25 protein-coding genes are annotated in these 23,985 nt (G+C 43.4%); 21 read left to right on the top strand and 4 right to left on the bottom strand.

Annotated features, from left to right (window positions below):
- Positions 1-22: 22 nt before the first annotated feature.
- From accB to recN, 11 genes are all read left to right on the top strand, one after another.
- Positions 23-454 carry an acetyl-CoA carboxylase biotin carboxyl carrier protein gene (gene accB / locus G343_RS0112005; RefSeq protein WP_020008397.1) on the top strand — a complete coding sequence of 144 codons (432 nt, stop codon included), beginning with the start codon at positions 23-25 and terminating at the stop codon, positions 452-454.
- Complete coding sequence (accC, locus tag G343_RS0112000; RefSeq protein WP_026366387.1) at positions 454-1,800, top strand: acetyl-CoA carboxylase biotin carboxylase subunit; 1,347 nt, start codon at positions 454-456, stop codon at positions 1,798-1,800. The genes accB and accC overlap by 1 nt, the downstream gene beginning before the upstream one ends.
- A 129-nt stretch (positions 1,801-1,929) precedes the next feature.
- Positions 1,930-2,277, top strand: coding sequence for an Asp23/Gls24 family envelope stress response protein (locus G343_RS0111995; RefSeq protein ID WP_020008395.1), 348 nt, complete (start codon positions 1,930-1,932; stop codon positions 2,275-2,277).
- Between the two features lie 20 nt (positions 2,278-2,297).
- Entirely contained in the window at positions 2,298-2,702 is a 405-nt protein-coding gene (gene nusB / locus G343_RS0111990) for a transcription antitermination factor NusB (RefSeq protein ID WP_020008394.1), read from the top strand.
- Positions 2,686-4,041, top strand: a complete 1,356-nt coding sequence (gene xseA / locus G343_RS0111985; RefSeq protein ID WP_020008393.1) for an exodeoxyribonuclease VII large subunit — start codon at positions 2,686-2,688, stop codon at positions 4,039-4,041. Before nusB ends, xseA begins: the two co-directional genes overlap by 17 nt.
- Positions 4,022-4,240: an exodeoxyribonuclease VII small subunit gene (gene xseB / locus G343_RS0111980; protein WP_020008392.1), complete on the top strand. Its 219-nt coding sequence runs from the start codon at positions 4,022-4,024 to the stop codon at positions 4,238-4,240. The genes xseA and xseB overlap by 20 nt, the downstream gene beginning before the upstream one ends.
- A complete protein-coding gene (locus G343_RS0111975; RefSeq protein ID WP_020008391.1) occupies positions 4,227-5,111 on the top strand; it encodes a polyprenyl synthetase family protein in 885 nt (294 codons plus the stop codon). Before xseB ends, G343_RS0111975 begins: the two co-directional genes overlap by 14 nt.
- Positions 5,112-5,202: 91 nt before the next feature.
- Positions 5,203-7,095, top strand: a complete 1,893-nt coding sequence (dxs, locus tag G343_RS0111970) for a 1-deoxy-D-xylulose-5-phosphate synthase (protein WP_020008390.1) — start codon at positions 5,203-5,205, stop codon at positions 7,093-7,095.
- The gene (locus G343_RS0111965) at positions 7,073-7,864 is read left to right on the top strand and encodes a TlyA family RNA methyltransferase (protein WP_020008389.1); all 792 of its coding nucleotides are present in this window, start codon (positions 7,073-7,075) and stop codon (positions 7,862-7,864) included. The genes dxs and G343_RS0111965 overlap by 23 nt, the downstream gene beginning before the upstream one ends.
- 76 nt (positions 7,865-7,940) lie before the next feature.
- Complete coding sequence (ahrC, locus tag G343_RS0111960; protein ID WP_020008388.1) at positions 7,941-8,393, top strand: transcriptional regulator AhrC/ArgR; 453 nt, start codon at positions 7,941-7,943, stop codon at positions 8,391-8,393.
- Between the two features lie 11 nt (positions 8,394-8,404).
- Positions 8,405-10,081: a DNA repair protein RecN gene (gene recN / locus G343_RS0111955; RefSeq protein WP_020008387.1), complete on the top strand. Its 1,677-nt coding sequence runs from the start codon at positions 8,405-8,407 to the stop codon at positions 10,079-10,081.
- On the opposite strand, the gene G343_RS0111950 is transcribed toward recN, so the two are convergent.
- Positions 10,082-10,363, bottom strand: coding sequence for a DUF2627 domain-containing protein (locus G343_RS0111950; protein WP_020008386.1), 282 nt, complete (start codon positions 10,361-10,363; stop codon positions 10,082-10,084). It abuts the gene before it with no gap.
- Between the two features lie 160 nt (positions 10,364-10,523).
- Here G343_RS0111950 and G343_RS0111945 point away from each other — a divergent pair, with 160 nt between their 5' ends.
- The 8 genes from G343_RS0111945 (at position 10,524) to G343_RS0111910 (ending at position 18,815) form a co-directional block, all read left to right on the top strand.
- Entirely contained in the window at positions 10,524-11,420 is an 897-nt protein-coding gene (locus G343_RS0111945; protein ID WP_020008385.1) for a phosphate acyltransferase, read from the top strand.
- 22 nt (positions 11,421-11,442) lie between these two features.
- Positions 11,443-12,537, top strand: coding sequence for a Leu/Phe/Val dehydrogenase (locus G343_RS0111940; RefSeq protein ID WP_020008384.1), 1,095 nt, complete (start codon positions 11,443-11,445; stop codon positions 12,535-12,537).
- A 6-nt stretch (positions 12,538-12,543) separates the two neighbouring features.
- A complete protein-coding gene (buk, locus tag G343_RS0111935; protein WP_020008383.1) occupies positions 12,544-13,608 on the top strand; it encodes a butyrate kinase in 1,065 nt (354 codons plus the stop codon).
- Positions 13,609-13,619: 11 nt separating this feature from the next.
- On the top strand, positions 13,620-15,038 hold the full coding sequence (gene lpdA / locus G343_RS0111930; RefSeq protein WP_020008382.1) for a dihydrolipoyl dehydrogenase: 1,419 nt from the start codon (positions 13,620-13,622) through the stop codon (positions 15,036-15,038).
- A 14-nt stretch (positions 15,039-15,052) separates the two neighbouring features.
- On the top strand, positions 15,053-16,033 hold the full coding sequence (locus G343_RS0111925; RefSeq protein ID WP_020008381.1) for a thiamine pyrophosphate-dependent dehydrogenase E1 component subunit alpha: 981 nt from the start codon (positions 15,053-15,055) through the stop codon (positions 16,031-16,033).
- Positions 16,026-17,009 carry an alpha-ketoacid dehydrogenase subunit beta gene (locus tag G343_RS0111920; protein ID WP_020008380.1) on the top strand — a complete coding sequence of 328 codons (984 nt, stop codon included), beginning with the start codon at positions 16,026-16,028 and terminating at the stop codon, positions 17,007-17,009. Before G343_RS0111925 ends, G343_RS0111920 begins: the two co-directional genes overlap by 8 nt.
- A gap of 15 nt (positions 17,010-17,024) precedes the next feature.
- Complete coding sequence (locus G343_RS0111915; protein ID WP_020008379.1) at positions 17,025-18,281, top strand: dihydrolipoamide acetyltransferase family protein; 1,257 nt, start codon at positions 17,025-17,027, stop codon at positions 18,279-18,281.
- 96 nt (positions 18,282-18,377) lie between these two features.
- A complete protein-coding gene (locus G343_RS0111910) occupies positions 18,378-18,815 on the top strand; it encodes a BrxA/BrxB family bacilliredoxin (RefSeq protein WP_020008378.1) in 438 nt (145 codons plus the stop codon).
- Between the two features lie 47 nt (positions 18,816-18,862).
- Here the strand turns inward: G343_RS0111910 and prli42 are convergent, their stop codons facing one another.
- Complete coding sequence (gene prli42 / locus G343_RS15860) at positions 18,863-18,973, bottom strand: stressosome-associated protein Prli42 (RefSeq protein ID WP_281167429.1); 111 nt, start codon at positions 18,971-18,973, stop codon at positions 18,863-18,865.
- A 69-nt stretch (positions 18,974-19,042) separates the two neighbouring features.
- Between prli42 and G343_RS0111905 the strand changes: the two genes are divergently transcribed.
- Positions 19,043-20,173, top strand: a complete 1,131-nt coding sequence (locus G343_RS0111905) for a M20/M25/M40 family metallo-hydrolase (RefSeq protein ID WP_020008377.1) — start codon at positions 19,043-19,045, stop codon at positions 20,171-20,173.
- The gene (gndA, locus tag G343_RS0111900) at positions 20,170-21,570 is read left to right on the top strand and encodes an NADP-dependent phosphogluconate dehydrogenase (RefSeq protein WP_020008376.1); all 1,401 of its coding nucleotides are present in this window, start codon (positions 20,170-20,172) and stop codon (positions 21,568-21,570) included. The genes G343_RS0111905 and gndA overlap by 4 nt, the downstream gene beginning before the upstream one ends.
- A 37-nt stretch (positions 21,571-21,607) precedes the next feature.
- Here the strand turns inward: gndA and G343_RS0111895 are convergent, their stop codons facing one another.
- Positions 21,608-22,456 carry a helix-turn-helix domain-containing protein gene (locus G343_RS0111895; RefSeq protein WP_020008375.1) on the bottom strand — a complete coding sequence of 283 codons (849 nt, stop codon included), beginning with the start codon at positions 22,454-22,456 and terminating at the stop codon, positions 21,608-21,610.
- A gap of 19 nt (positions 22,457-22,475) precedes the next feature.
- Positions 22,476-23,966: a glucose-6-phosphate dehydrogenase gene (zwf, locus tag G343_RS0111890; protein WP_020008374.1), complete on the bottom strand. Its 1,491-nt coding sequence runs from the start codon at positions 23,964-23,966 to the stop codon at positions 22,476-22,478.
- Positions 23,967-23,985: the final 19 nt, after the last annotated feature.

The following is a 23,985-nucleotide window of genomic DNA, read 5'->3' as shown; positions in this document are numbered from 1 at the left end:
TTATTGTTAAGGAGAAGTAAGCATGAATCTGGAATATATCGATGAATTGATAAACAAGATGGAGAAAGCTTCGCTGACAGAGCTCTCCTATAAGGACGAAGAAGTAGATATTAAATTGAAAAGAGAGACAGGGGAGTTCCGTGAGGTACAGACCGCTCCGGCACCGGCAGTCAGTCAGTCGCCTGTATCACAGGAGGAACAGCCTTCTGATATAGAGACAGGCAACTTAATCAAGGCACCTATGGTCGGCACCTTCTATAAAGCTTCCTCACCAGAATCAGATCCTTATGTAAAGGTTGGAGATAAAGTCGACAATGCGAGCATAGTCTGTATATTGGAAGCCATGAAGCTGTTCAACGAAATCCAGGCAGATACTTCCGGTGAAATTGTTGAAATTCTAGTTGAAGACGGAGAAATGGTTGAATACGATCAGCCATTGTTTGTGCTGCAATGATCAATAAGATACTTGTTGCCAACCGCGGAGAAATAGCAGTAAGAATCATTCGGGCATGTACTGAGCTTGGCATCGATTCTGTAAGCATATACTCAGAAGCAGATGAAGACAGCCTTCACCGGAAAATTGCCGCTGAATCATACTGCGTCGGTCCCAAACTTTCAAAAGACAGTTATCTCGATATGATCAGCATTATTACAATTGCCAAAAAATCCGGATGTGATGCGATACATCCCGGATATGGATTCCTTGCCGAGAACAGCGATTTTGCAGAGATGTGTGAAGCATCCAACCTGATTTTTATCGGTCCGATGCATGAAACCATTTCACTCATGGGTGTTAAAGATGCCGCAAAAGATACGATGATAAAAGCAGGCGTGCCTACGGTGCCGGGCAGTGACGGGATCGTGTCATCAGTTGAAGAGGCGAAAGCGATCGCTGAAGATATCAACTACCCTGTCATCATCAAAGCCAGCTATGGCGGTGGCGGCAAAGGTATCCGGGTCGCCCGCACAGAGAATGAACTGATACAGAATTATAAATTGACTGAACAGGAAGCAGAAAGTTCTTTCGGCAACAAGAGCCTCTATATTGAAAAGTATATCGAAAATTTCAGACATATAGAAATACAGGTTTTTGGGGACTACCATGGCAATGTTATACATCTTGGGGAACGGGACTGCACCATTCAAAGACGCATGCAGAAACTGGTTGAAGAAGCGCCAAGCCCGATCCTTGCTGAAGAAAAACGCAGGGAAATGGGTGATACTGCAGTTAAGGCCGCGAAAAGCATCGACTACATTGGTGCGGGAACGATAGAATTCATCTATGATCTGAACGATGATCGCTTTTACTTTATGGAAATGAACACCCGCATACAGGTGGAGCATCCAGTGACTGAAATGATCACTGGTATCGATCTGGTCAAGATGCAGATTAGGGTCGCCATGCGAGAACCTATTCCATATAATCAGGAAGATATAGAATTCAACGGTCACGCAATTGAGTTCAGGCTCAACGCAGAAAATCCGAGCAAGAACTTTATGCCTTCTGCAGGTACGATTACAGATTTCCTCGTACCTGGCGGGTTTGGCATCAGGCTTGACACAGCCTGTTTTGCCGGCTATAGAATTCCGCCTTACTATGATTCGATGATCGCCAAACTCATTGCACATGGCCAGACGCGCGAAGAGGCAATAATGTCCGGGCTTCGTGCACTGTCTGAATTTAAAGTCGGCGGCATTGATACCACGATTCCTTTTCATATGAATCTGCTCCTCAACGATCACTTCAGAAATAACGATTATAATACGAACTTCCTGCAGGAACATGATGTGATGAAATAGTCCAAAAAAAGCCATCTTTTCAATTCTGAAAAGATGGCTTTATCTTTACATAATAAATTTTCAAGAAGCGACAAGTTGTTTCTAATTTGTGCCTTAATCATGCTATAATAAGTTGACGGGGTGATGAACATGAGAATCCAGGAAGATAAATCAAATCTCGGATTAATAGAAATCTCTTCTGAAGTTTTAGAAGTCATCGCAAGCATCGCTGTCACAGAGACTGACGGTGTCCATGCATTGCAGAATAACTTCGCCAGCGGTAACTTTGAGAAGATCGGAAAGAAGTACAGAGGACGCGGCGTCAAAGTCGAAACAAGGGACAATGAAGTATTAATTTCAATCTATGTCTCACTTTCCACAAATCGAAACGTACATCAGACTGCTGAAAATATTCAGAAAAATGTCAGCCAGACGATAAAGAACATGACTGAACATGATGTGGAAGAAGTGAATGTTCACATCATAAACATTAAATAAGTATTTAGATAGGTGCTATTATGAACAGACACGAACAAAGGAAAAAAATATTTCAACTCATTTTCCAAATGGATCATGGGAGTGTTGAATTGGAGAATACCGCCTTTTACGATCTATATAATGAATATGAATATATAAAGCGAATTATAGATTTTTACCTGGATAACAGTGAGACGGTCGATGAAAAAATCAGCAGACATTTGACCAATTATACTTTGGAGCGTATACCAAAAGTGGACCGTAATATTTTAAGAACATCAATAAGTGAAATCGAAGAAGGCGACTCACCGGAAAAAGTTGTGATCAATGAGGCGGTGCTGCTGTCTAAATCTTACGGTGAAAATGACAGCTTCCGTTTCATCAATGGCGTTCTTAAAAATTTCATTAAAGAAACGGATGAAAATCCAGATGGCACAGAGCAGTAAATATCTTTCAGTGAGTGCTTTAACCAGGTATCTCAAATATAAATTTGACCAGGATCCGTATCTCACACGGGTTTTTATCAAAGGAGAATTGTCCAATGTAAAAAAACATACCAGCGGACATCTCTTTTTCGCTTTAAAGGATGGAAATGCTGTACTCAGGGGTCTCATGTTCTCACGGAACACCACTGGTTTGAAATTTAATCCGGAAGAAGGCCAGAGTGTATTGATTACCGGGCGGATCAGCATTTACGAACAGAGCGGACAGTACCAGGTTTACGCTGATTCTATGGAAATTGACGGGATCGGGCGCATGTTCGAACAATTGGAAAAGGATAAAAAAGAACTGCGTGAAAAAGGGTTCTTCAATCCCGAATATAAAAAAGAAATACCTGGTTATCCTTCCGATATAGTGATCATCAGTTCGGAAACCAGTGCAGCGTACAGAGATATGATTACAACACTTAGAAGACGTTATCCGCTCGTAAGTATTAAGGTGATTAACACACTGATGCAGGGAGCGGAAAGCAGAACATCCGTCATCGACAGCCTGAATTATGCCGACAGCCTGAATAGTGACCTGATCATTCTGGCCAGAGGCGGAGGTTCCATAGAAGATCTGTGGACATTTAATGAAAAAGCAGTGGCAATGAAGATCTTTGGTGTCAATACGCCGCTGATTTCCGGTATCGGCCATGAGACGGATACAACGCTGGCTGATTTTGTTGCCGATATGCGGGCACCGACACCAACGGCAGCTGCTGAACTTGCTGTACCCAGCACTATAGATATCAAAGACCGTATTCATCAGAACAGATCCTTTATGCTGAGAATGATGACCAGAAAGATCGAATCACACAGTAAAGCGCTCGAAAACTTGTCCAATTACTATAAATTTAAAAATCCGGGTTTACTGTATGACCAGCAGACGGAAAAGCTTGCCAGCCTGCAAACAAATTTGGAGAATCGCATGCAAACATTGCTGAGAGAAACAGGATATAGACATACAAATCTAAAAGAGCGTATCCAATACCAGAACCCGATGCCTGCCATATCAAGATACAAAGAAATATTGATTGAACGCAGCAAACGCATGGATGATGAAATGCAGGATATGTTGACGGACAACAGAAAAAAACTCGCTTCAACATTGGAACTGCTGGATTCATTGAGCCCTTCCAACATCCTGCTCAGAGGTTATTCATATACCACCAAAAATGACAATATTATCAAAGATGCAAAAGAGGTGTCCCCGGGTGATAATATTGAAACGACTTTAGGCACCGGTAAAATTTCTTCTAAAGTAACAGAGGTGAAACAACTTGGCAGAGAAAAAGAATGAATCATTCGAAACGAAAATGACTGCGCTTGAGGACATCGTCAAAAAGCTTGACGAGGACGAGGTATCATTGGAAGAATCTTTAAAACTGTATCAACAGGGCGTGGAACTCTCTTCCGAATGCGATAGGATACTTAAGGATGCAGAGTTGAAAGTGGAGTCTTTAAACAAGAAAGAGGCTAATCAAGATGCCGATGAATAATATTCTTGAGGCATATAATCACAAAGCCGAAGCACTTGCGATCAGCCACCTTGAAAATAATAATGTGGCAGAACATATTAAAGAGGCAAGCGTCTATTCCATCCAGGCAGGCGGCAAACGTTTCAGACCCTATCTGCTGTTTGCCGCCTTAAAATCCTTGAACATCGAACTTGATAAAGGTGTGAGTGCTGCTGCAGCGGTCGAGATGATTCATACGTATTCACTGATACACGATGATCTGCCCGCAATGGATAATGATGATTACAGACGCGGTAGGCCGACAAACCATAAAGTATATGGCGAAGCGACAGCCATACTGGCCGGAGATAATCTTTTGACTGAAAGCTTCAACATCCTGTCAAATGATGAATCACTTCCTGCGGAAATACGGCTTGAACTAGTGAGCATAATATCAAAAGCCGCAGGACAGGCAGGCATGATCGGCGGACAGATGCTTGATCTGGAAGCTGAAGGGAAGTCCCTCGAAATTGAAGAACTGGAAAAAATCCATAAGCATAAAACCGGCAGAATGATCATTGCACCGATTGAGTGTGCCACTGTCATTGCCAAAACATCTTCTGATGTGTCTGAAGCATTGATTGATTTTGCCGGATATCTTGGCATCCTCTTTCAAATTAGAGACGATATTTTAGATGTTACCGGAGATATGTCTGTAACCGGAAAAGCGTCCGGCAGTGATGAAAGAAAGAAAAAAAGCACTTATGTCAGCGCTTATGGTCTCGAAGGTGCCACGGAGCATCTGAATATATTAAGAAATAAGGCAAATATGATACTGGATAATTTATCTGCAATATTAGATACCAAGGAACTTCACAAGGTCTTGGAAATGTTTGCTGTAAGAGAACTTTGATAATTCATATTGATGAATTATCTTTTTTTGTTTTTTAGTCCCCTGTATAAGTGGTATAATTAAAAATAGTAAATTCAAAGGTGGTTGCTATATGAATCTGTATAGTATAGAAAATCCATCATTTTTGAAAGGTAAAAGTGATGAAGAACTGAAAGATCTGGCACAGGACATCAGAGAATTTCTAATCCAGTCATGTTCTGAGACCGGCGGCCACATTGGCGCCAATCTCGGTGTAGTGGAGCTGACCCTGGCGCTGCACAAACATTTTGATTCCCCGACCGATCGTTTCATATTTGATGTCGGTCATCAGGCATATATTCATAAGATTTTAACAGGCAGAATTCATGAGTTTGAAAGTCTAAGACAATATAAAGGGTTGTGCGGGTTCCCTAAAATGCGTGAATCAGAGCACGATGTATGGGAAGCCGGCCATTCATCCACTTCCCTGTCATCTGCAATGGGCATTGCCAAAGGCCGGGATATACTGGAGGATGATTATCATGTGGTCCCGGTTATCGGTGACGGTGCATTGACAGGCGGAATGGCGCTTGAAGCACTGAATAATATCGGCTCTGATCGGACGAATATGACGATCATCCTTAACGATAATGAAATGAGTATCGCACCGAATGTGGGTGCGATGCACAATATGCTGGGAAGGATGCGCACAAATAACCAGTATAACCGCGTAAAGTACGATATTGAAGAGTTCATCAACCGTTTGCCGCAGGTCGGTTCGAAACTGCGGGACATGGCCGACCGGATGAAAGACAGCATGAAATACCTCGTCGTCGATGGTATATTTTTTGAAGAACTCGGTATTAAATATATCGGTCCGGTGGACGGTCATGATTTTGAAGACCTGACACAGGCAATTAAATCCTCCAAGGATTATAAAGGACCGGTTATTGTCCATGTCGTTACGAAAAAAGGGAAAGGCTACCACCCTGCAGAAGATGACAAGCTAGGAAAATGGCATGGCCTGGGTCCTTATAAGATTGACACAGGCGAAGTCCTGGGCAGTAAATCAACTCCTTCATGGAGTGAATTCATGTCAGATTCCCTCTTGTCACGTGCCAAGGAAGATAGACGCATTGTGGCTTTAACACCGGCAATGCCGGTCGGCAGCAAGCTGACCAGATTCCAAAATGAACTCCCTGGACAATTTTTCGATGTCGGAATCGCTGAACAGCATGCTGTGACGATGTCCGGCGGACTTGCTTCAAATGGCATGAAACCGTACCTGGCAATCTATTCAACATTTCTGCAGCGCGGTTTTGACCAGTTGCTGCACGATGTAGACAGACAAAACTTAAATGTATTTATAGGCATAGACAGAAGCGGGCTTGTCGGCGCGGATGGCGAAACCCACCAGGGCGTATTTGATATCAGTTTCATTACGCCGCTGCCGAATATGACATTGATGATGCCCAAGGATGAAGTCGAAGCAGCATCTATGATCGATCTGGCACTTGAACATGATGGGCCGATTGCACTCAGATATCCCAGAGGCAACGTGAAAGGCCTTGATTTCGACGAAAAAAGAGAACCAGTCAGTGTCGGTAAATGGGAAGAAATCTCAAGCGGCGAAGATATTGCACTCATATCATTCGGCCCGACCTTAGATCTTGCGATTGATGCCGCTGCTGCATTGAAAGAATCGGGCATCAGTCCCAGAGTGATCAATGCCCGATTCCTTAAACCTATGGATGAAGAAATGCTGCTGTCTCTCGGCGCCAGTAATATACCTGTGCTCTCTGTGGAAGAGGCCATATTAAACGGCGGGCTTGGCAGTATGATAGCCACATTTATGGCAGACCATGGATTCCATAATCCAATCAAACGGATTGGTATCGACAATGAATACATCGAACATGGTGATGTAAATAAATTGCTCAAAGATATCGGAATCTCCACTGAAAACATCATTCTTCAGTCAAAAATACTGCTGGAGCAGACACATGAAAAAGAAATCAAGAATTGACCAATATATACAGCAGGAATACAACCTCGGCACACTTGAAGATGTGCGCAGGATTATTATGGCGGGTAAAGTGCTGAATAATAACCATCCTGTGTATAAGCCTTCAGAAATTATTGAGATAAAAAAAGCCGATATCCGTTTTAAAAATATTAAACCTTTCGCATCCAGAGGCGGTATAAAATTGAAACATGCTCTATCTGTCTTCGATGTCACCATTAAAGATAAAACACTGGCGGATATCGGGAGTTCTACAGGCGGGTTTACCGACTGTGCACTCAAGAATGGAGCCTCCCGTGTCTATGCTGTGGATGTCGGAACAAATCAACTGGATTACCGGCTGAGAACAGATGACAGAGTCATTGTCATGGAACGGACGAACTTTAAAAATACAACAAAGGATAGTTTTGAGCCGGTACCTGCCGTATTGACAATCGATGTATCCTTTACCTCCATCATTCCGATCCTGAGGCACATCGTTACTTTATTCAGTCATGAATATACTGTGATTGCATTGATAAAACCCCAGTTTGAATCTTATCTCGAGGAGAGGGGCGCAGGCGGTATTCTCACATCTTTAGAAACCCATGAAAAAGTGGTCATGAGAGTGCTCGATGAATGCGCTGCACTCGGACTTTACGCATGGGCACTCGATAGGTCTCCAATCAGAGGCAGCAAGGGAAACATCGAATATCTGCTGCACCTGGAACATGGCGATAAAGCACAAAATACTCTGGGCGAAAAAGACATTGAGCCGATCATTCACGGTTAAATGTCTTTTTTATGTTATATTTATGAACTTTATGATATTATATGAATAAATATACAGGGGAATGAGGAGGACAACCATGTCAAACAAATCAATCCGGCAGATAAAAATCAGAGAAGTCATTTCAAATAACAAGGTGGAAACCCAAGAAGATCTGGTAGATGCTCTGAATGAATACAATTTCGATGTTACGCAGGCAACGGTATCCAGAGATATCAAGGAACTCCAGCTTATAAAAGTGCCTACACCAAATGGATCTTATGTCTACAGCCTGCCAAAGGACAGAAAATTCCATCCGCTGGAAAAGCTCGGCAGGTACTTGATGGACAGCTTTGTCAAACTCGATTATGCTGATAATCTGCTGGTGTTAAAAACACTCCCCGGAAATGCCCAGTCCATCGGTGCCATCATCGATCAGCTGGATTGGGAAGAAGTGATCGGCACAATATGCGGGGATGACACATGTCTGTTAATCTGTAGAAATGAAGAGGCACAAAACGAAATCAGGGATCGGATATTCAATTTGATCTAAATGGAGTGTTGATGTTGCTTTTACGCTTGAATATTAAAAACTTTGCGGTGCTGAAAAATATAGAACTGGAGTTTACAAACGGCCTTACTGATATCTCTGGTGAATCAGGCTCCGGTAAATCCATGCTGATTGAAGCGATCAGGTACCTTTATGGGAAAAGAGCTTCAGTTGATGACATACGATTTGAAACCGAAGGCGCTGTAATTGAAGGCGCGTTTGATTTTCCGGAGACCCCTGAAATGAAGGAGCTGCTTGTTGACAATGATATACAAGAAGATGAACTTTACATTGTGAGACGGGAGATTATGCAGAACAGAAAAAGTATCATCAAGATTAACTCCAGCATGATTACGCTGGGGACGCTCAGGAAAATTATGAATGAGGTCATCAGTATCCACTCCCAATCCTCACAGAATGAAGCGCTGGAGAAAAAACTTCATATTGCATATCTTGACCGTTTTATCGGCCTGCACGAAGAAGATATCCTAAAGAGATACAAGGACAGCTACAGAAATTACAGAGCGCTTGAAAACAGGATGAACGACCTCGAGTATAAAGACCGTAACAGAATTCAGCAGCTTGAACTTTACCAGCATCAGTATGACGAGCTGGCCTCTATGAACCTGGTACAGGGTGAAGAGGAACAGTTGGAAGAGGACATCAGTTATTTCAATAATTACGAAAAAATTCACGACACACTTTCACAGATGCGATTCCAGCTGGATTCAGAATATTCACCTCAGGCGGTGCTGTATGAAATTCAAAAATCCATCGATTCATTATCAAAATTTGATGAAGGTTATCTGCAGTTTTCTGATACGATTCTGGAAGCCTACCACCTTCTAAACGAACTGGATAGCAAAGTAACCGCTGACCTTTCAAATATTGATTACGATGAAGCAACTTTTAACGACAAACAGATGAGACTTGCCGAAATTAATAATATGAAACGCAAATATAACAGATCCTATGAAGAATTGATAAGCTTGAAAGACGCTCTGGGTGAAGATATTTCACAGCTGGAGAATATATCCCAGTCATTTGAGAACCTTGAAGCAGAAAAAAATGAAGCGTTTAATGAGATGGAAAGTTATGCAGGCGCTCTTCATAATTTCAGAATTGAACGGAAACATTTCCTGGAGACGCGTATCAGAAAAGAGCTGCAAGAGCTGGATATGGCAGATTCAGATTTTGAAATTCAGGTTAAAGAGGGAACATTCAATCAGGAAGGATATTCCGATGTTAATTTTCTGATCTCAGCAAATAAAGGAGAGCCTTTAAAAGAAATGAATCAGGTTGCTTCAGGCGGGGAAATATCCAGGGTGATGCTGGCCATCAGAACAATATTTACCGAATTCGACAGCCATTCCCTGCTGATTCTTGATGAGATTGATTCCGGAGTGAGCGGGTCAGTCGCCACACGCATGGCTGAGAAGATGAAACGCCTGGCAAAAACAAGACAGGTCCTGATCATATCTCATCTGCCACAGGCCGCGGCAACCAGTGATCACCACCTTTATGTTTCCAAAGAAACTGTCGGAGAGCGTACTGTCTCCACAGCCAAATATCTGGATGCTGAAGCACATGTCTATGAAATAGCAAGAATGCTCAGTGGCGCGGATGTTACCAATGCAGCACTGGAAAATGCCAAAACACTCATATCAAACAGCAGGCAGGCGTCCGTATAATCATTCGGATTCCTGCCTTTTTGCGTTTTCTATTTCCTTTTCTCTTATTTTCTCCTGGAATCGTTCCTGAACTCTCCTGTTTTTCCGCTCCCGGTGCAGCAAATAGCCGCCGATAAACCAGACGCCGAATACCGTCAGCAGAAGTCCAGCGGCAAACTGCACAAACGTCAGAGTGAACGGATCGTTGACGACACCGAATACACTGTCCCTCATGAATTTAATGCCGAATCCGGCCATAATGACAGGGATGAACAGTATGGCAAGCGCTATTATTTTCCTCATATAATCACCTTAATCGGATAGATAAATTTATTATACATCATCGGGATACAGCTTTAAAATGAACAATTATTGAAAAACTTCTGAATATTCGACATTTATTTAAATCCATGTATTTTATCATCGGTATATGTATAATGAAAATTAAGGGGAGGTACTAAAAATGGAATTTGATGCAATATTTAATGAATACAAAACTGAAATGGTAACGATTTCAATTTGCAGAGCAGCGGACATGGATGTACTGAAACCGGTGCTTCGTCTTTTTAACGAGTCGAAGATGACATTCCATCTGGTGGATGACAGGTCCACTATAGAAAAGATGTTAAACTCAGAAAATGAGGGATATCTTTCTAACGAACGTCTTGTGATTCATCATGCCGATTCCGACGAAGAGGCGGCAGAAATTGCAGTAAAACTCGTCTCAGAAGGCAGGGCGGATATTCTCATGAAAGGGCTTATTTCAACCTCGATTATTCTGAGGGAAGTCTTAAACAAATCACATGGACTGAAAGGGGACGGGCTTTTAAGCCATGTCGCATTTTTCGATCTGCCCAATTACCATAAGGCAATATTACTCAGTGATGCAGCAATGAATATTGCACCGGACGCAGGTGAAAAAGCCGAAATATTAAAAAATACGTTACAATGCAGTTATAAACTGAATATGAAAAAGCCAAAAGCAGCATTCTTATCAGCAGTTGAGAAGGTCAACGAAAAATTGTCTTCTACGACCGATGCTGAAGCAGTCAAATCAACCGCAGAGATAAAATCTATGGATGTCATCCTTGATGGACCACTACAGTATGATCTGGCTGTTTCAAAGCAGGCGGCAGAACATAAAGGCTTGGAATCTGAGGTTGCGGGTGATGTGGATATACTTATCGCACCGGACATAGAGGCGGGTAATATATTGTACAAATCTCTGGTTTATACAGCGGGTGCCCGCGTAGCTTCTATCATTACAGGGGCCAGAGCCCCAATCGTCCTTACCTCAAGAACAGACTCGGCAGAAGATAGATATAACTCGATCAGCCTGGCAATACATGTTGCAAAATAAAAACCGATGGGAGTTGCTTGAAATGATATTTGATAAAATGGTGGAATTGGATTATGAACAGCTCGTATTTTGTCATGATGGGGCCAGTGGCTTAAAAGCAATCATATGCATCCATGATACTACACTCGGGCCGGCGCTCGGCGGGGCAAGGATGTGGAATTATGAAACAGAAGAGGAAGCAATCCAGGATGTCCTCCGCCTTGCAAGAGGAATGACATATAAGAACGCTGCAGCTGGATTAAACCTCGGCGGCGGTAAGACTGTTATAATCGGAGAAGCTCCAAAAGAGAAATCCGAAGCGTTCTTCAGAGCACTGGGAAGATATGTGAACAGCTTGAGTGGCAGGTATATTACTGCCGAAGATGTGGGAACAACCGTTGCTGACATGGATTTCATATATCAGGAAACGCCATACGTATGCGGCATCAGCGAATCATACGGTTCCGGAGGAAATCCGAGCCCAATGACAGCGTACGGTGTTTATACGGCAATGAAACGCACCGCAAAAGAGGCATTCGGTGATGATTCCCTGCAAGGCAAAACAGTTGCACTGCAAGGCGTTGGCAACGTTTCATACAGCCTGTGTGAGCACCTTCATGAAGAAGGTGCCAGTTTGATCGTTACTGACATCAATCAGGATTCCATTGAGCGTGCCGTTAATGATTTTGGGGCACAAGCTGTCGGTATTGAGGAAATTTATGAAGTAGATGCGGATATATTTGCCCCGTGTGCACTAGGGGGCATTTTAAACGATGACACAATTCCGAATTTAAAAGTCAAAGCCGTTTGCGGCAGTGCCAATAATCAATTGCTTGAAGACGACCGGCATGGGAAGATGCTGCAGGAAAAAGGCATTGTCTATGCCCCCGATTATGTGGTCAATTCCGGCGGTGTCATCAATGTGGCAGACGAATTGCAGGGCTATAATGGGGAGAGAGCCAAAGACAAAGTGAAAGAAATATATAATCAGATGGATAAGATTTTCAATATTGCAAAACGCGACGGTGTAACCCCTGCTGCTGCAGCAGACAGACTTGCTGAAGAAAGGATCGACAGCATGATGAGAGTGAAAAGTACTTTTTCACAAAATGAAGTGACGACACTCAGCAGGAGGTAACATTTTATGCAATATCATATACTTGTCCTCAATCTGGGGAGTACATCCACTAAATTGGCGATATATAAAAACCTGGAAAAAGTCTGCGATGAAACCCTCAGACATCACAAAGAAGAAACAATGAAGCCTCTGCCGGAACAGATAGACTTCCGGCTTCAGGCGGTTTCAGATTTTATCGAGTCACAGAATTTTGAACCTTCAAGCATTGATATTGTAAGCGCAAGAGGCGGGGTACTCAAGCCTATCAAAGGGGGCACTTACAATATCAATGCTAAAATGGTATCAGATTTGAAAGAAAGTAAATACGGCAGTCATGCATCCAGCCTGAGCGCATTGATTGCCGACAAATACAGAAAGACATATGGGGCTCAGGCAGTGATTACTGACCCGGTGGTGGTTGACGAACTGATAGACGAAGTCAGATTGACAGGACTTAAGGATATTGAAAGAAAATCTGTCTTTCACGCATTGAACCAGAAAGCTGTAGCAAGAAAATATGCGAATGATACGGGTGAAAATTACGAGGACATCAATGTTATCGTTTGTCATATGGGCGGCGGCATTACTGTCGGTGCCCATAGAAATGGCAGAGTCATAGATGTCAATGACGGCCTGTCCGGCGAAGGGCCGCTCAGCCCGTCGCGTACCGGTTCACTGCCTAATGCCCAATTGGCAAAATACATCATTGATAACCGAATGAGCTATGAAGAAGTGTTTGAAATGCTGACCCAACAGGGCGGTTTTATCTCACTGGCAGATACCCAGAATGCACTGGAACTGGAACAGAGGGCAGCAGACGGTGACAGGGATGCCATCTTGATCTTTGAGGCGCTGGCTGTTCAGATTTCAAAGGAGACTGCCTCACGGGCAGCTGTTCTAAAAGGCAGGGTGGACCGTATTATTTTTACCGGCGGCCTGGCATACAGCGACTATCTGATCGATTTAATCAAACCGTATGTATCGTTTATATCAGAATTGACGGTCTACCCCGGGGAAGAAGAGATGCAGGCGCTCGCCGAAGGAGCATTCAGGGTCATTTCCGGTGCGGAACGTATGAAGACATATGAATAGGAGTGTTAGTTTTGGCACATGAATACGATCTGGTAATCTTAGGCGGCGGTACTGCAGGGTACGTTGCTGCAATAAAGGCCTCTCAGCTGGGGGTGAAGACCGCTTTGGTTGAAAAGGAAGCGCTTGGCGGCACATGCCTCCATAAGGGATGTATTCCAACAAAAAGCATGCTGAAATCTGCTGAGGTGGTAAACACGATGAAAAATGCCGGAAATTTTGGCATAGAATCATTTGAACCGGCAATTTCAATGGATAGGATTCATGAACGCAAAAATGAAGTCGTCGAGCGGATGCATAACGGCATAAAACAACTGATGAAAAAGAATAATGTTGATGTGTTTACCGGTCATGGCCGTATACTCGGACCTTCCATCTTCTCACCGATGGCAGGCACTGTGGCAGTGGAAAATCCGAATGATGATGAAGCAGAAAGTGAAATTCTCATCAACAATAACGTTCTGATCTCAACAGGTTCCAAACCGAAACCACTGACATTTTTGCCATTTGATCATAAAATGGTACTTTCAAGCGATGATATGATGACGCTTGAAAATGTTCCGGACAAAATAGCGATTATTGGCGGCGGTATCATCGGGCTGGAATTCGCAAGTCTTTTGAGGGACCTTGGCGCTGAGGTCACTGTCATAGAAGCAGGCGGACAAATCATTCCTGCTGAAGATAAAGATATGGCCGATCAGCTCAGAAATTCCCTTGAAGACAAAGGGATTATCTTTAAAACAGAAGTGGTGCTGAGTGAAGATGCCATCGAAAAAAATCCTGACACTGTCACTCTCGACATTGAAGGTGAAAGAGAGTCATTTGATAAACTGCTTGTGTCAATTGGCCGCACACCGAATGTTGAGGACATCGGGCTGAACAATACCAAAATCGAACTCGATAACGGTTTTATTGCTGCTGATGCACATTATCAGACAAAAGAGAAAAATATCTACGCTGTGGGGGATGTCATCGGCCATCTCCAATTGGCCCATGTAGCTGTGAAAGAAGCGATCGTCGCAGTGGAACATATGGCAGATAAAAACCCACTGCCGCTTGATTACAGAACAGTACCCAGATGTATTTATACTTCTCCAGAAACAGCCTCAGTCGGCTATACTGAGAAAGAACTCAAAAAAGAGGGCAGAACGTTTAAGACACATAAAGTACCTTTGGCTGCAATTGGAAAGGCAGTGATCTCCGGAGGCGGGGGAGGAATTGGGAAATTGATTGCAGACCCGGAAACAAAAGATATTCTGGGGGTTACCCTGATTGGCCCCGGCGCAACAGAACTGATTAATGAAGCTGCATTTGCTAAATTCCTGGATGCTTCGACGCTTGAACTGGGGATGTCGGTCCATGCACACCCTTCTGTCGGAGAAGTATTGATGGAACTCGGACTCGATGCAGAGGACGCAGCGATTCATGTATAAGGAGGATAACCACTTTGATAGATTATAAAGAAGCGGGTCTGAATGCAGCGGACCTGAAAGAAATGTATCGTACGATGCTGCTTGCCAGAAAACTTGATGAGAGAATGTGGCTGTTGAACCGTGCCGGAAAACTGCCGTTTGTCATTTCATGCCAGGGGCAGGAAGCGACACAGGTTGGAGCCGGATATGCATTAAATAAAGAAATGGATGTCATAAGTCCTTACTACAGAGACCTTGCGCTTGTGACCCACTTTGGTATGACCCCGCAGGAAACAATGCTGTCAGCCTTTGCCAAAAGAGGTGACATCTCAAGCGGAGGCAAACAGATGCCGTCTCATTTCAGCAAGAAAGAGGCGAATATCCTGACCCAGGGATCCTGTGTGGCAACGCAGCTGCTTCATGCTGTCGGTGCAAGTTATAAATTTAAAATGGATAATGAAGAAAGAGTTGCTGTAACAACTTTGGGTGAAGGCTCCTCCAACCAGGGAGATTTCCATGAAGGCTTAAATTTTGTCGGTGTGCATAATCTGCCATTCATCTGTATCATTGAAAATAACAAGTACGCCATCAGTGTCCCTGTAGACCTTCAATACGGTGCCGAAAAACTTTCAGATCGGGCCATTGGTTACGGCATGCATGGTGATCATATAGACGGTAATGATCCCATTGCCGTCTATAAAGCGGTAAAAGAAGCCCGGCAAAGAGCAATCAGCGGAGAAGGCGGCACATTGATTGAGGCAATGTCTACAAGGCTGACCGCACATTCATCAGACGATGATGATTCCTACCGCGAGAAAAAAAACCGGGAAGATTGTCTGGTGAAATTCAGAGAATATCTGGAATCCTATGATATCGCTGAAGAATCATGGTTTGAATCTATGGAACAGGAATTGAAAAGTGAGATCAATGATGCGACCAAACATGCTGAGCAGGCCCCTTATCCAGATCCGGCTGAAACTTTGACGAACGTGTACGAGGAGGTAAACAATGGCTAAAATATCTTATTTACAAGCCATACATCAAGCACTCGACTTCGAAATGGGTCAGGATGAAAATGTATTCGTGCTTGGCGAAGATGTGGGTAAAAAAGGCGGAGTATTTAAAGTGACTGAAGGGCTTCAGGAGAAATATGGGGAGCTGAGATGTCTGGACACACCGCTTGCTGAATCGAATATTGTCGGTACAAGCATCGGGGCTGCAATGATGGGTAAACGACCGGTTGCTGAGATACAATTTGCTGAGTACATACTTCCTGCTACAAACCAGATTCTTAATGAAGCTGCCAAGATCAGGTACCGGTCAGACGGGGACTGGGATTGTCCGATGGTTATCCGCGCCCCGTTTGGAGGCGGCATCCATGGGGCACTGTATCACTCTCAGTCCATCGAAACAGTTTTTACATCAACACCCGGACTGAAAGTCGTGATACCGTCAACACCTGCGGATGCCAAAGGCTTGCTGATTTCTTCAATCAGGGATAATGATCCGGTGCTTTTCTTCGAACACAAGAAAGCATACCGTCTGCTTAAAGAGGAAGTGCCTGAAGACGACTATACGGTGCCGATCGGCAAGGCGGATGTTAAACGTGACGGAGATGATATAACAGTCATCACTTATGGCTTATGTGTAAACTATGCCTTACAGGCAGCAGAAAGACTGTCAAAAGATGGATATGAAGCTGAAGTCCTGGATTTGAGAACCGTTTATCCGCTGGATAGGGAAGCTATTATAAAAGCGGCTTCGAAAACCGGAAAGGTGCTGCTTGTAACAGAGGATAATCTGGAAGGCAGTGTCATGAGTGAAGTCTCTGCGATTATAGCAGAGAACTGTCTGTATGATCTCGATGCGCCAATAATGAGACTGGCAGGGCCTGATGTTCCATCGATGCCGTATTCACCGCCGATGGAAGATTATTTCATGCTCAACCCGGAGAAAATCGAAGCTAAAATGAAAGAAATCGCAGAGCATTAAGAGGGGGATAGGTTCATGGAAGAGATATTAATGCCTAAACTTGGTGAAAGTGTGACTGAAGGCACAATTGAAAACTGGCTCGTAAAACCCGGGGACAGGGTAGAAGAATATGATGCACTTTGCGAAGTGATCACAGATAAGGTGACAGCAGAAGTGCCTTCTGTACTCGATGGTACAATTGGAGAATTGTTAGTCAGCGAGGGAGATACGATAGAAGTGGGCACACCAATCTGCACATTGGAAACAGATGGCACCTCCGGGAAGGAAACTTCCACGGATGAACCCGTTGAATCTGAGCCTGAGCAGACCGGACAAGCCATAAAGGCTGTACAACAAGCAAAAGAGGGCAGAAAAAGTAAACAGAATGCAGCAAAAGGAACAAGAATTTCTCCTGTCGTAATGAGACTTGCGAATGAGCACAACATAGACCTTGGAACCGTTGAAGGCAGCGGGATTGAAGGTAGAATCACGAAAAAAGATATTCAAAAGGTCATCGAGGGAGACTTCTCAGCCAAATCTCAAATGACACCTGCTCCACAGTCAGATGATATCGGAGAAAAGAGGGAAATCAGCGCGGGTGAAGAGATTCCGGTTACCGGTGTCAGAAAAGCCATCGCTGATAAAATGTCCTATTCTGCACAGGAAATACCGCATGCCTGGCTGATGATGGAAACAGATGCAACAAACCTTGTTAACGTAAGAAATAGATACAAAACATCATTCAGGGAAAATGAGGGTTACAATCTGACATTCTTCAGTTTCTTCGTCAAGGCTGTTGCAGAAACACTCAAAGAACACCCCATGCTCAACAGCTCGTGGCAGGGGGATAAAATTGTTATTAATAAAGATATCAACATCTCCATTGCGGTTGCCGGAGATGATAAACTCTATGTGCCAGTAATCAAAAATGCAGACGAACTTTCAATCAAAGGAATCGCCAGAAAGATCTCCGAACTTGCAGACCTCGGAAGAAAACACCAGCTGACGACCAGACATATGGAAGGCGGCACTTTCACAGTCAATAATACGGGCGCCTTCGGTTCTGTAGAGTCTATGGGAATCATCAACCATCCTCAATCCGCCATCTTGCAGGTGGAATCGATTGTAAAACGTCCGGTGGTCATTGATGATATGATTGCAATCCGGCATATGGTCAATCTGTGTCTGTCCATTGATCACAGAGTACTTGACGGTCTTGCAGCAGGTGAATTTCTTAGTGCTGTAAAACAGCGCATCGAAAATTATTCGGTGGAGACAACATCAATCTACTAATCTTTACAAAATTGCTGTTTCACTATAGAATAAACTAAAAGAATACTGAATAAACTTATTGACTATAAGGTTTATTTTCATAGAAGGAGTTTTAATATGAACATGGATTTCAATTTGTACATGAATGATGTTGTCAGCCAGGCTAGGAGCGAGATAACTGAATCAGGATATACAGAGATGACGACACCGGAAGCTGTGGATGAACATTTAAGCAGCGAGGGAACATCACTTGTAATGGTCAATTCCGTATGCGGATGTGCAGGCGGCATTGCAAGACCCGCTGCCAAACATGCACTCAATTATGATAAGCTGCCGGATCAGCTTTTGACCGTATTTGCCGGGCAGGATAAAGAAGCGACTGAACATGTGCGTGAAAAAGCTCCGGATTATCTCCCTTCTTCACCGTCATTTGCACTTTTCAAAGATGGCAGGATCGTAGACATGATTGAACGTCACGAAATTGAAGGCCACGAAACAATGAGCGTCATCACCAATCTCCAGGCATGGTTTGAGGAGCACGGCAAGGAAATATAAAGCGATAAAATAGAAAAAGCGGTCCCGGGAGGACCGCTTTAATTTGATTAAACACCCGCAAGCATACTGACTCCAAATAACAGACCTGATACAACGATTAAGAATATCATAAACCAGATTACTATTTTCTGAACTTTACTATTGCTCAATACTATCATCCTTATCATTTGCTTTTTTCATTATAATATATCACACATGAACATTCAAGAAAGTATGGAGGGAGAACGATGAATAAAGACAGGCTGATCGACCAGTTCATGGAAATGGTCAAAATTGATTCGGAAACAGGGCAGGAGAGAGAAATGGCGGACTACCTGCTTAAACGCTTCGATGACCTGGAAGTGGAAGTGATTGAAGACGACACACAGAAAGAAACCGGTTACGGGGCAGGAAACATTCTTGTCCGTTTTAAAGGTGATGATTCGTCAACAGCTCCGGTCTATTTCACATCACATATGGACACGGTGGCCCCAGGCACCGGTATCAAGCCATTCATCGATGGGGACGACATCGTCAGCGACGGCACTACCGTCCTCGGTTCAGATGATAAAGCGGGGATTGCTGCGATGATTGAAGCGGTCAGATCAATTTCAGAGGCGGGTGTCTCTCACGGGGATGTAGAATTTGTCATTACAGTCGGAGAAGAATCAGGCCTTGCAGGTGCGAAATCCTTTGACACATCAACACTCAAATCCCGCTTCGGATATGCAGTGGATGCTACCGGCAGAGTCGGTACGGTGGTTACCACAGCGCCGACACAGAGTAAAATTGAAGCACATATACATGGCAAAACAGCGCACGCGGGTGTAGCACCGGAAGAAGGTGTCAGTGCGATCAAAATAGCTGCCAATGCCATCAGCCGGATGAATCTGGGACGTATAGATGAAGCAACGACCGCTAATATCGGTAAGTTTGAAGGCGGCGGCCCCACGAATGTAGTTACTGATTATGTGCATATTGTTGCTGAAGCCCGCAGCCTTGACGATGATAAAATGCATGCACAGACAGAGCACATGAGGAAGGCTTTTGACAATGCAGCAGACGAACTTGGCGGCAAAGCGGAAATCGAAACTGAAATTATGTATGCTGCACTTAATGCACCGGCGGATTCTGAAGTTGTGAGCACAGTTTCAGAAGCGATTAAAAATATTGGCAGAAAGGCGGATCTTATCAGTCTGGGCGGTGGCAGTGACGGAAATATTTTTGCAGGTAAAGGTGTCAGCACAGCCATCCTTGGTCTTGGTTATGAAAATATCCATACAACTTCTGAACGGATGCCGATAGAAGAACTTACAAAAATCACAGAACTGATTATTGAAATCATCAAAGTTCAAAAAGATAAGGGGAATCGCCCATGATATACGATATCGGAATAATTGGCCTGGGCGTGATGGGTACTAACATCGCTAAAAATATGTCCAGAAATGGTTTCAAGGTTGTCAGTTTTGATTTTTTTGAAGATGTCCGCAGCAACAGGGATGACGAACTTGCATCCGAGGGTATCGATATTGCAGATTCACTCAAATCATTCGTGGATGGTCTGAAGTCACCGAGGAATATACTGATGCTTGTGAAAGCAGGTGATGTGACGGATCAGACAATCGAAAAAGTTTCACCCTTACTCTCTCCCGGAGATACGCTCATCGACGGCGGTAATGAAGGGTATGAAAATACAAGCCGCAGAAACAAGGCATTGACGGCAATAGATATCAATTTTATCGGCATGGGTGTCTCCGGCGGGGAAGAAGGTGCTTTAAATGGCCCTTCATTAATGCCGGGCGGCCAGAAACAGGCTTATGAAAATGTCAGACCGTTATTGGAGAAAATAGCAGCTAAAGCGGATGATGGCAAACCATGTGTTACTTACATCGGGGAAGATGGCAGCGGCCATTATGTAAAAATGATCCATAATGGGATCGAATATGCTGATATGGAGCTGATCGCTGAGAGTTATTATTTCATGAAGCATGCTCTGAAAATGTCCAACGATGAAATGAGTGCAGTTTTCAGTGAATGGAACCAGGGGGAATTGAACAGTTATCTGATCGAGATCACTGCCGACATCCTAAAATTCAAGGATGAAACGGGCAATTATGTACTGGATACAATCAAAGATAAGGCAGGTCAGAAGGGCACTGGAAAATGGACAGGCATTGAAGGATTAAAACTTGGCATCCCCTCATCCATAATTACAGAAAGTGTCTTTGTCAGATATTTATCCAGCCTGAGTGAAGAACGTGCACGCATCAGTGAAACATATGATTCAGAAATGGGGAGTCTGCCTGAAAACAAGTCGGAAATACTTGAAGATTTGAAAAAAGCCTTATACATTAGTAAGCTGATGAGCTATTCACAGGGGTTCCGGCTGCTTAAGGAAGCCAGTGATACTTATGGATGGCATCTCAACCTTGGTGATATAGCAATGATCTGGAGGAAAGGGTGTATCATTCGTGCGCAATTTCTTGAAGATATCAATCATGCTTTTAAAAGCGATACAGAATTGAGTCATCTGATACTCGATGATTACTTCAAAGAAGTTGTCTCAAAAAATCACATCGGTTTACGAAAAATCGCTTCAAGAGCCATAGATAAAGAAATCCCGATGCCGGCATTTCTAAGTGCCATTTCATATTTCGACAACATGAAGCAACGTCGTGGGTCGAGCAGCATGATTCAGGCACAAAGGGATTATTTTGGTGCTCATACTTATGAAAGAACTGATAAGTCGGGCGTATTCCATACAGAATGGTATTAAAAAATCAGGGATCGGTTAAAGGCGCCGATCCCTGATTTTAGTCTTCGTAGAGTGCCTGCCAGACCTGGACTGCAGCATCAGGAGAATGGATGTCAAAGGTACTTTTCAACACTTCGATGGAAAAGCTGCAATCCAGTTCCTTCTCCTCTTTAAAACGCCACCGCCTGAAGATGTACCTGTAAATATCTTCTATCACGGTTCTGGCCCTGCCCCGGGATTCAAAAACAGCAAATTCACTTGATGCAGTATATGTTTCTTCAAACGGTGCTGCCAACGTAGATGCCACTCCGGTAAGCAGCTCAATTTCATTACCGACAAACCTTTCATGCAGAACGATCCCTTTTACAAGTCCATTATTATATCTCAGCAGTTCATCAATAATACCATTTTTATTGAGGTACTCCAGGAACTGATACCTGCTCCCGGTGTTGTATTCGGACAAGGTGAATTTTTTAGCGACTCCGACGATCCTGAATCCTTCTGTAAACCGTCTGTTCACCCGATATTTCGGCTTGTCTACAGGCACAACCTCAAAAGATACTCTTTCCAAAAGGTCCATATTTCTGAAGTACCTTTCCGTTTCATAAGGGGAAATACCGAAGGATGCCTTATACACTTCTTTGAAATGTTCTATATCAGAATAACCATAATGTTTTGCAATATCTATAATTCTTCTGTGCCCAGTATACAATTCATATGCGATTTCTGTCATTTTCCTTTTTTGCTGATACTCATATGGCGTCACGCCGACAAGGGATGAGAATATGGTGATAAACGATTTCTGTTCAACCCCAAAATTTGAAAGCACCTGGTTGTAATCGATGTTATCCCTCAAATGATCCTCTATATATACAATGAATTTTTCTACAAAATTAACTGTTTCCATGATATCCTCATTTCAATTATCATACATCCCACCATCTAAAACCATCACGTGACAACAACAGGCTGCTCTTTACCGGCCCCGAAGACCCTGACTGGTAGTTAGGAAAACTGGGGAGATCCTGCCCCCAAACTCGATTGACAGGATCTACAAACGCCCAGGCCGCCATAAGTTCTTCCTGATGGGTGAAGTTCGTCGCGTCCCCATTCAGGCAATCGTAAATCAGGTTTTCATAAGCATCTACAGTCTGAGACAAATCCTGCTGGGCTACAGTATAGGACAGTTTAATTTCCTTCGTATCCTGCCCGCTGGCATAATCTTTGACGTTGAGATGCAATGACACACTTTCATCCGGCTGAATCCGAATGACCAAAAGATTTTTCGCAAGATCATCATAAGTGTCCTGTTCTTTTTGATAATAAAGGTTTTTAGGCACCTCTTTAAATTCCACAACAATTTTGGTTTCTTTTGCTTTCATCCTTTTGCCTGTTCGGACATAAAACGGTACACCGGCCCATCTGAAATTATCAATGTATAGTCTTGAGGCAATGAAAGTCGGTGTGTTCGAATCTCTGGCAACATTCTTTTCATCACGGTATTTAGGCACAGTGACACCATCCGATATCCCTTCGTCATACTGACCCCTGACAAAATACTTTTTAACATCTTTCTCAGCAATCTTTCTCAGACTCTTTAAAACTTTTATCTTTTCATTTCGGATATCTTCGCTATTTAAACTGATCGGCGGCTCCATACCTAAAAGAGAAACAATCTGGAGCAGATGATTTTGGAACATGTCTCTGACCGCGCCGCTCTTATCGTAGTATTCTCCCCGGTCGAGCACACCAAGGGATTCGGAAGATGTAATTTGTATATTTGATATATAATGGTTATTCCATAATGGTTCAAACAGGCTGTTACTGAATCTGATGACTTCAATATTCTGTACCATTTCCTTACCGAGGTAATGGTCGATCCTGTATATTTCATTCTCGCTGAAAGTTTTGGTTATCTCATTGTTTAATTTAAACGCGCTGTCATAATCATGACCGAAAGGCTTTTCAATAATCAGCCGCTTGTACCCGGAAGTTGAGGTGATACCGGCACGACCCAGATTATCAGTGATTATTGTGAAGTACTCGGGCGGCATGGCCAGATAGAATAATCTGTTGCCGGCTGTATCCCATTCCTTTTCTACAGCTTCAAACTGATCTTTTAACGCCTTATAGGACTTGCTGTCTGAAATATCAAGTCGCACATAATGCAATTTTTGAATGAAAGACCCGAGACCATCCAGATGTTCGAGGTTTTCATTTTCTCTGATTGAATCTTCCGCCATCTGCCTGAAAGCATTATCAGAAAGATCTCTTCTGCCAACGGCAATCAAACCGAAATTATCATCAAAAGATCCTTCCTGAAAAAGATGGAAGATGGACGGAATCAGTTTTCTTTTTGATAGATCACCGGTAGCACCAAAAAGTGCAATGGTTACTTTAAATGGTTGTGTAGTCATATCCAACAAGTCCTTTGGC

Source organism: Salinicoccus albus DSM 19776, from assembly GCF_000385175.1.
Taxonomy (GTDB): domain Bacteria; phylum Bacillota; class Bacilli; order Staphylococcales; family Salinicoccaceae; genus Salinicoccus; species Salinicoccus albus.
This window is presented reverse-complemented; position numbering and strand designations above follow the sequence as displayed.

Bases quoted from the DNA above. Each gene is read 5' to 3' on its own strand.
- G343_RS0111950 (WP_020008386.1), bottom strand. From the start codon at position 10,363: ATGAGGAAAATAATAGCGCTTGCCATACTGTTCATCCCTGTCATTATG.
- G343_RS0111965 (WP_020008389.1), top strand. From the start codon at position 7,073: ATGAAAAAGAAATCAAGAATTGACCAATATATACAGCAGGAATACAAC.
- G343_RS0111975 (WP_020008391.1), top strand. From the start codon at position 4,227: ATGCCGATGAATAATATTCTTGAGGCATATAATCACAAAGCCGAAGCA.
- xseA (WP_020008393.1), top strand. From the start codon at position 2,686: ATGGCACAGAGCAGTAAATATCTTTCAGTGAGTGCTTTAACCAGGTAT.
- gndA (WP_020008376.1), top strand. From the start codon at position 20,170: ATGATATACGATATCGGAATAATTGGCCTGGGCGTGATGGGTACTAAC.
- accB (WP_020008397.1), top strand. From the start codon at position 23: ATGAATCTGGAATATATCGATGAATTGATAAACAAGATGGAGAAAGCT.
- dxs (WP_020008390.1), top strand. From the start codon at position 5,203: ATGAATCTGTATAGTATAGAAAATCCATCATTTTTGAAAGGTAAAAGT.
- ahrC (WP_020008388.1), top strand. From the start codon at position 7,941: ATGTCAAACAAATCAATCCGGCAGATAAAAATCAGAGAAGTCATTTCA.
- G343_RS0111945 (WP_020008385.1), top strand. From the start codon at position 10,524: ATGGAATTTGATGCAATATTTAATGAATACAAAACTGAAATGGTAACG.
- G343_RS0111915 (WP_020008379.1), top strand. From the start codon at position 17,025: ATGGAAGAGATATTAATGCCTAAACTTGGTGAAAGTGTGACTGAAGGC.
- G343_RS0111940 (WP_020008384.1), top strand. From the start codon at position 11,443: ATGATATTTGATAAAATGGTGGAATTGGATTATGAACAGCTCGTATTT.
- G343_RS0111920 (WP_020008380.1), top strand. From the start codon at position 16,026: ATGGCTAAAATATCTTATTTACAAGCCATACATCAAGCACTCGACTTC.
- G343_RS0111910 (WP_020008378.1), top strand. From the start codon at position 18,378: ATGAACATGGATTTCAATTTGTACATGAATGATGTTGTCAGCCAGGCT.
- prli42 (WP_281167429.1), bottom strand. From the start codon at position 18,973: ATGATAGTATTGAGCAATAGTAAAGTTCAGAAAATAGTAATCTGGTTT.
- buk (WP_020008383.1), top strand. From the start codon at position 12,544: ATGCAATATCATATACTTGTCCTCAATCTGGGGAGTACATCCACTAAA.
- recN (WP_020008387.1), top strand. From the start codon at position 8,405: ATGTTGCTTTTACGCTTGAATATTAAAAACTTTGCGGTGCTGAAAAAT.
- G343_RS0111895 (WP_020008375.1), bottom strand. From the start codon at position 22,456: ATGGAAACAGTTAATTTTGTAGAAAAATTCATTGTATATATAGAGGAT.
- nusB (WP_020008394.1), top strand. From the start codon at position 2,298: ATGAACAGACACGAACAAAGGAAAAAAATATTTCAACTCATTTTCCAA.
- G343_RS0111905 (WP_020008377.1), top strand. From the start codon at position 19,043: ATGAATAAAGACAGGCTGATCGACCAGTTCATGGAAATGGTCAAAATT.
- zwf (WP_020008374.1), bottom strand. From the start codon at position 23,966: ATGACTACACAACCATTTAAAGTAACCATTGCACTTTTTGGTGCTACC.
- G343_RS0111995 (WP_020008395.1), top strand. From the start codon at position 1,930: ATGAGAATCCAGGAAGATAAATCAAATCTCGGATTAATAGAAATCTCT.